This is a genomic window from Rhodopirellula sp. JB055 (genome assembly GCF_043100905.1).
In the GTDB taxonomy this organism is placed as follows: domain Bacteria; phylum Planctomycetota; class Planctomycetia; order Pirellulales; family Pirellulaceae; genus Rhodopirellula.
In genome coordinates this window covers 1-7,098 of sequence record NZ_JBICHO010000443.1, presented here as the reverse complement: position 1 = coordinate 7,098, position 7,098 = coordinate 1, and the positions used below count along the sequence as shown (strand labels likewise).

The following is a 7,098-nucleotide window of genomic DNA, read 5'->3' as shown; positions in this document are numbered from 1 at the left end:
AACACGCCAATGATGGCGATGACCACCAAAAGTTCCACCAAGGTGAAACCCTTTGGCTGAAAACCAACACGCTTCATAACTAGAGCTCCTTTAAAGAAAACGAAACAATGCACGCTCATTGCGAGCAAAAACGTGCGATTCCATCTTAGGGATACTGCGAGCCCCAGGTACACGAAGATCCTGCAACAAAGCACAACTTTCGAAAGAATATCCGCCAACATGACCCCGCAAGGACACATGATTCCCCGCAAAACCATCCAAACCACCCAACAGAGAAGGCTCAAATCGCAGAAAAAGCTCTGCAACCGGTTTCGGCTGGCCGGACTCAAGACCTCACCGAACTCAACTCCAAAGTGTCTCTTCTTTTCACCCCACAATCGGGCTTTACCTCGATTGGCGATCGCCGGTACGATTTGGCGTGAAACCCGATGGGCTGCGATGTGAATCATTCGGAATGTGCTTCCAAGCCCACAACTGAACACAGCAAAGGATTGTGCCATGGGTGGCGCTGTGACGTTATTGTTGGTCGCGACGATGGGCATCACCTTCGGATGGACTCCGGACGGTGCCGACGGGGTGAAATACATCATCCAAGTCCCGCCAGACCAACTCGATCAACTCGAACGTGTCGGTGAGATCACCAGCACGATCTCGCCTGAGGTGCGGGGACGCGTCAGCGAAATCGTGATCCGAGTTGGCACCGGAAGCGTCCCTCGCGAAACGCCTGCGCACTGGAAACAAACCAACGCGTCCCACACTTCCGGCGTTTCTCAGGTGGTTTCGGATGAGAATGCGCTGCGTGGTCTGCCTATTGCCTCGGACGATTGCCGCCCCATCCCGATTCCGATGACTGGCAACTCGATGCAACCCGGAATCATCCCGGGCAACGTCAACTCGCCAAGCGTCACTCGGTTGATGAAGCCTCAATCCGGAGGCATGAACCTCCCCGGCGGCTTCGAACCTCCCGCACCTTCCACCACGCCGTCTACGGCCCCTTCGACCAGTGGTTTCAACTTGCCGTCGTCACTGACGCAAGGTGGTGCCGGATCGAACTCAGGAACTGGTGTTCCGAACACGGGTGCTCCCAACACAGGCTCCCTCAATGACACGCTTCGCACCGAAGCTCAAGCTTTTGCGGAAGCCACCCGTCGCAACCTTGGCATGGGAACGCCCAATGCCTCTGGCAACCCCCCCGCGGCTCCTTCAAGTGACTCTTCCACGACCGTCGCTCCACCCCCATTCACAGGTGGCAGCACGGCCTACAGCGCCCCCACCACCCCTAACTCTGGCAACACCGATCGCTCCGCTCGATCTGGCGGCCCATCCACGGCTCCTACCTCTCAATCGTCCGGGGCCAACTCACGTCCTTGGGCCACCGATGATGACGACTGGTACGCGATGGGAAACCGTCCCGCTCAGCGTCCTTCCACCGCTCCGGTTACCAATCCGACAACCAGTTCGTTTGCAACCAACTCCCAGTCTCGCACCAACGCAGACTCGAGCAACCGCAACGGCGCAAACACGGGTCTCAACACTGGCAATTTCAATCAAATGCCAGGTGGCTTGAGCGTGCCGAACCCCTTTGGGCAAACGGCTTCGGACGCCATCGCCCCCCCGCCAACCCAACGTGACAACACGTACGCGAGCGGTTCGCAAGGCAACAGCAACACGATCCAACGCTACGAGTACGATCCGAAATTGACTCCCGCCGAGGCAGACCGTTTGCCACCCAATGGTTGGTCTTTCAACGTCTCCGGCAATCCCGTCGACCGGGAAGGCTACCTGTTGAATGCCTACGGTGAACGAATCGATGCGAACGGTCGGCCGCTTTCGAATTCAGCCTACGCCAACGACAACAATCGTTCGAACCCCAACCTGGCGAACAGCACTGCTGCGAACGGCCCCACTGCGAACGGATCGTCGTCCAGTGGTGCATCCAATGCCCGACCGACGAACAACGGAACGGACTACCGCGGCAACACCACTTACGCCAGCCAACAAGGTTCCCCCCCAGGCCAAACCAACTCAGGCACGAACCACCCCAATAACGGAAACCCAAACGCAGGGTTCCCAAACACCGCCTCCCAGCCGCCGGGTTCTCTCTACAACAACGCGCAGCAACCTGCCGCTCCAACGCCCAATTCCGGGCAGCCCCAGTGGCAGTACCCGTACCCGCAGAACTACGCCTCGACACAGGTTCCCTACGCACCGACGACAGCCAATCCGACGGCCCCCAACATCAACCCTGCCACAGGATTCCCCTACCAGTACATCAACTACCCAGCGAACACCGCTGGCCAGACGGCGGGCAACGTTGCCAGCAACAACCTGCCCACGGGCGGAACTCAGTCGGGAAGCAACAATACCGGGCCGCCTTCCGGACGTGATGCAGGATCGCTGGACGACAAAGACGCTCTCGCCGGTGGCGCTCTTAGCCAAGACCCGCGGGCGGACCGAGAAAAAGTCGCCACCCAAACACTCTTCAATGCGTTGCTGCTGGTCTCCTTCGTCGCCAACCTCTACCTGATGTACTGGTTGAACGTCTTGCGACTGAAATACCAAGAAATGGTGGCCGCAAAACGCGCCGCAGCCAGCAGCAACTCAGCCGCCGTAGCCTGAATCCTTGACCTCTTTGAGGTCGTGCTGTTTCGGGGAGGATTGATCCGGCCGAGCAGTCGAGGCCAAGCCTGGGCTGTCTAACGGTTGGTATTGACCGCGTTTTGGACTGCGCAAGTTTTGTTCCTCGACTTCGGCCCAAAGGGGCAGCCCTCTGCCAGCCCAGAGCAACGCCCTGGGTTGTGGCGGGACCAAGACTACAAAGCCCCAACGGGGAAGTCCTAGCGGGTTTTTGGGAGTCTTTCTTAGAGCCGCCACATTGGGGCGTAGGACAGAAGAAAAAATGCATTCGCGATCAGAACGCCAATCGCAAACATTTCGCAGCCCAGACCAAGCCCGAACCGGCTACCAAACCGTCGTTTGGGAATCACCGCTGCGGGTGATGCGAAGGCGGTAAAACAACGCAAATGGGTTGGGGGTAGGGGAAATGTCCCTCAACGCATAAAACTAGGCGTTGTTTTGACATTCCCATCTCATTCGTTCGGTTATCACGTGTCCGCGAATTCGACCGCAGCTTTTCGGGCCGCCGCCGCGAGCCCCCATTTCCCGACTCTCGAAGAACAAGTTCTGGCGTTTTGGGACCAGCACTCGATCTACGAGCAATCGCTCGCCCGCCGCGCCAATGCTCCCACATTTGTATTTTACGAAGGCCCCCCCACGGCCAACGGGATGCCTCACCCGGGCCACTGCCTGACACGTGCCATCAAAGACGTTTTCCCTCGCTACAAAACCATGCGGGGTTATCGCTGCGAGCGAAAAGCCGGGTGGGACACGCACGGATTGCCGGTCGAAGTCGAGGTGGGCAAAGAGCTCGGCATCCACAGCAAGGAAGAGATCGAGGCCTACGGCGTCGAACCTTTCATCCAAAAATGCCAATCCAGCGTTTGGCGCTACATGCAGGAATGGCAAACGCTGACCCGCCGCCTTGGATTCTGGGTCAACCTGGAAGAAGCCTACGTGACGTATCACCAATCCTACGTGGAGAGCGTCTGGTGGTCGCTGAAAAATCTGTTCGATCGCGGACTGCTCTACCAAGGCCACAAAATCGTGTGGTGGTGGGCTCAAGGCGGCACGGCTCTTTCCGCAGGCGAAGTCGGGCAGGGCTACCGCGAGGTCGCTGACCCGAGCGTTTACGTGTTGTTCCCACTGGTGGACCGACCTGAACGATCGCTGGTGGTCTGGACCACGACCCCTTGGACGTTGCCCAGCAACATGTACGCAGCGGTGAAGCCCGACCTGGAATACGCCGTCGTTAAAGATTCCGAAACCGGTCAAGAACTGGTTCTGGCCGCCGCGTTGGTTGAAACGCTCGCTGGCAAACTGAAACGCGAATTGACGGTGATCGAAACGGTCTCGGGCGAGTCCCTGGTTGGCCAACGCTACCAGCCTCCGTTTGACGACTACCACTCGCGACTGGGCGATCCGACTGGCGAACTGGTCACCGGAGAAAAAGAATCGCTGTACTGGCGCGTCGTGGCAGCCGATTTTGTGACCACCGAATCGGGCAGCGGCCTGGTTCACTTGGCACCCGCCTTCGGTGAAATCGATCACGAAGTCTTGGTCACCGAGCGAACTCGATTTGTCGACGGGCAACGTCCCGAACTGCTCTGCGCCGTCGGCCCCGATGGAAAGTTCACCGACGAATTCCCTTCGATGAAAGGTGTCTGGGTCAAAGAAGCCGACAAGACATTGACCCGAACGCTGCGTGAGTCCGGACGTCTTCTGCACCTGGAACAATACCTGCACGATTACCCGTTCTGCTGGCGTGCTGACGACGATCCGCTGATCCAATACCCACGAGAAAGCTGGTTCATCCGCACAACCAAATTCCGTGACTTGATGTTGAAGAACAACAGCAAAATCGGATGGCAACCCGAGCACATTCGCGACGGGCGTTTTGGCAACTTCCTGGAAAGCAACGTCGACTGGGCGTTGTCGCGGGAACGCTATTGGGGCACTCCGCTTCCGATCTGGGTTTGCCAGTCAACCGGCCGCATGGAAGCTGTCGAAAGCTACGAAGAGTTGCTCGCCAAACCTGGCGTCGATGGCACTCAGGTTTGGGACAACGCCAAGGCGGCCAACCCTGAATTGCCAGACGATCTTCGCGTTCACAAACCGTACATCGATGCGGTCACCTACGATTCGCCGTTCGAATCGGGTGCGCGAATGCAACGAGTCAGCGAAGTCATCGACTGCTGGTATGACAGCGGTGCGATGCCGTTTGCCCAGTGGGGATGGCCTCACCAAAACAACGCTGAATTCCAAGAACAATTCCCCGCGGACTTCATCAGCGAAGCGATCGACCAAACCCGCGGTTGGTTCTACAGCCAACTGGCGATCAGCACGATGCTGTTCGGCGAAGGCGCGTCCATCCGTGAAGCCGGAACGCAAGCCAGCGAATCGTCACCTTCTCGCGACAGTGAAGCGGACTACCCGCATCCGTTCCGCAACTGCATCGTGTTGGGCCTGATGTTGTCGCAGTGGTACGAAGCCGCTGGCAAAGACGGTCAACCCAAAACCGTTCTGCTATCCGAAGCCGAGGCCGAACAAGCCGAGGGCAAGTTCACCAAGAAGACCGGCAAGATGTCCAAGAGCCTTCGAAACTACCGAAGCCCTTCGGAGATCTTTGACAAGTACGGTGCCGACGCGATGCGCTGGTACTTCTTTGCCAACCAAGCCCCTTGGAATTCGATCATCTACGCCGATCAAGCGATTCGCGATTCGATCCCCGAGTTCCTGTTGCGACTCTGGAATACATACAGTTTCTTCTCCATCTACGCGGAAATCGATGGGTTCGATCCGACCACCGCAACCGCAGCGGACGATCAGTTGACGCCGGACTCATTGGCATCGGCGTCCACCTATCGTCCCATCAGCGAACGCAGTGAGATCGATCGATGGATCCATTCCGAATTGCATCGCACGTTGGTAACTGTCATCGACCGGATGGATGCGTTTGACAACTACAACGCGTGCCAAGCGATCACGAATTTGCTAGACGGTCTGAGCAATTGGTACGTCCGCCGCAGTCGCGATCGCTTCTGGGCTTCTGATTCGGATTCACCGGACAAGCACGATGCGTACTGGACGCTCTACGAAGTGATGCTGGAACTGACCAAAGTGATCGCTCCCTTCGTTCCGTTCTTGGCGGACACGTTGTGGAAAGAACTGACCGCGCCGTTTGGTGACAAAGTGTTGCCCAGCGTTCACCTTTGTGACTTCCCCAAACCCGATGAATCCCGAATCGACCAAAAGCTCTCCGGCTCGATGCGGTTGCTTCGTGAGATCGCATCGATGGGACGTTCGGCTCGCGCCGATGCGAAGTTGAAAGTGCGTCTGCCGCTGGCGAAAGTCGAAGTCATCCTGACCGACGACTCCGCGATCGATTGGTTGCAAAGCCACGACGCATTGGTGCGAGAAGAATTGAACGTCAAAGCCGTCGACTACACGACCGATGGTGGCGAATATGTTCAGTACACCATCGTGCCGAACTTCAAGCGACTGGGCCCGAAAGTTGGCAAGAACATCCCGGTGGTCAAGAAGATGTTGGGCGAAGCGGATGGCAATCAATTGCTGACCCAGCTTCAAACGGCCGGCTTCGTCGAACTGGAACTCCCGTCGGGTCCGCTGAAGTTGGACGGCGACGACATCGAGGTTCGCTTGCAAGCCCGTGAAGGCTGGGCCGCCGCTCAAGGTTCAGGCTGCGTCGTTGTGCTCAACACCGAAGTCACGCCCGAACTTCGCCGCGAAGGATTGGCCAAGGACTTGATCCGCGGCATCCAAAGCCAACGCAAAGAACTCGATTGCCAATACACCGATCGAATCCGAGTGGCGGTCGAAACGTCGGATGCAGAACTGCAAGCGGCGATCGACACTCACCGTGAAATGATCTGTGGTGAAACCTTGGCGAACGAGCTGATCGCTGGGACTTTGGAAAACGCTCAACAAGTCAGCATCGAAGGCGGCGAGCTGTATGTCGCCAAGGTGAGTGACGCGTGAGCGATCCAAGCACATTGAAAGTGGCCGTCTTCCTGAGCGGAGGCGGCCGGACGCTGGCCAATCTGATTCGCCATCAGAACGAACATGGCCTGCCCATCGATTTCCGTTTGGTGATCGCCAGCCGAGGTGGCTTGGGCGGAATCAAAATCGCAGAAGATGCTGGCATCGAGACTCGCGTCGTTCGAAAAAGCGACTTTGACAACGACGAAGCCTACAGCGAATCCATGTTCGGCCCCTGCCGAGACGCGGGCGCAACACACGTGATCATGGCAGGATTCCTGAAACACGTTTTGATCCCCAGCGACTTTGAACACCGCGTGATCAACATCCACCCGTCCTTGCTGCCTGCTTTTGGAGGCAAGGGAATGTATGGTCACAACGTGCATGCCGCAGCAATCGAGCGAGGCGTGAAGATCAGTGGCTGTACAGTTCACTACGTCGACAATCTCTACGACAACGGACCGATCATCCACCAGAAGGCCT

4 protein-coding genes are annotated in these 7,098 nt (G+C 57.6%); 3 read left to right on the top strand and 1 reads right to left on the bottom strand.

What is annotated here, in order from left to right:
• Positions 1–449: type IV pilin protein (locus tag ACF8AM_RS17410; RefSeq protein ID WP_392556864.1), on the bottom strand; the 449-nt coding region annotated here is incomplete at its 3' end.
• A gap of 49 nt (positions 450–498) precedes the next feature.
• Here ACF8AM_RS17410 and ACF8AM_RS17405 point away from each other — a divergent pair.
• The 3 genes from ACF8AM_RS17405 to ACF8AM_RS17395 form a co-directional block, all read left to right on the top strand.
• Positions 499–2,619, top strand: coding sequence for a mu-protocadherin (locus ACF8AM_RS17405; RefSeq protein WP_392556863.1), 2,121 nt, complete (start codon positions 499–501; stop codon positions 2,617–2,619).
• Between the two features lie 489 nt (positions 2,620–3,108).
• Complete coding sequence (gene ileS / locus ACF8AM_RS17400) at positions 3,109–6,615, top strand: isoleucine--tRNA ligase (RefSeq protein WP_392556862.1); 3,507 nt, start codon at positions 3,109–3,111, stop codon at positions 6,613–6,615.
• The coding region (locus ACF8AM_RS17395; protein ID WP_392556861.1) for a phosphoribosylglycinamide formyltransferase at positions 6,612–7,098 on the top strand (487 nt) is incomplete at its 3' end. The genes ileS and ACF8AM_RS17395, both read left to right, overlap by 4 nt.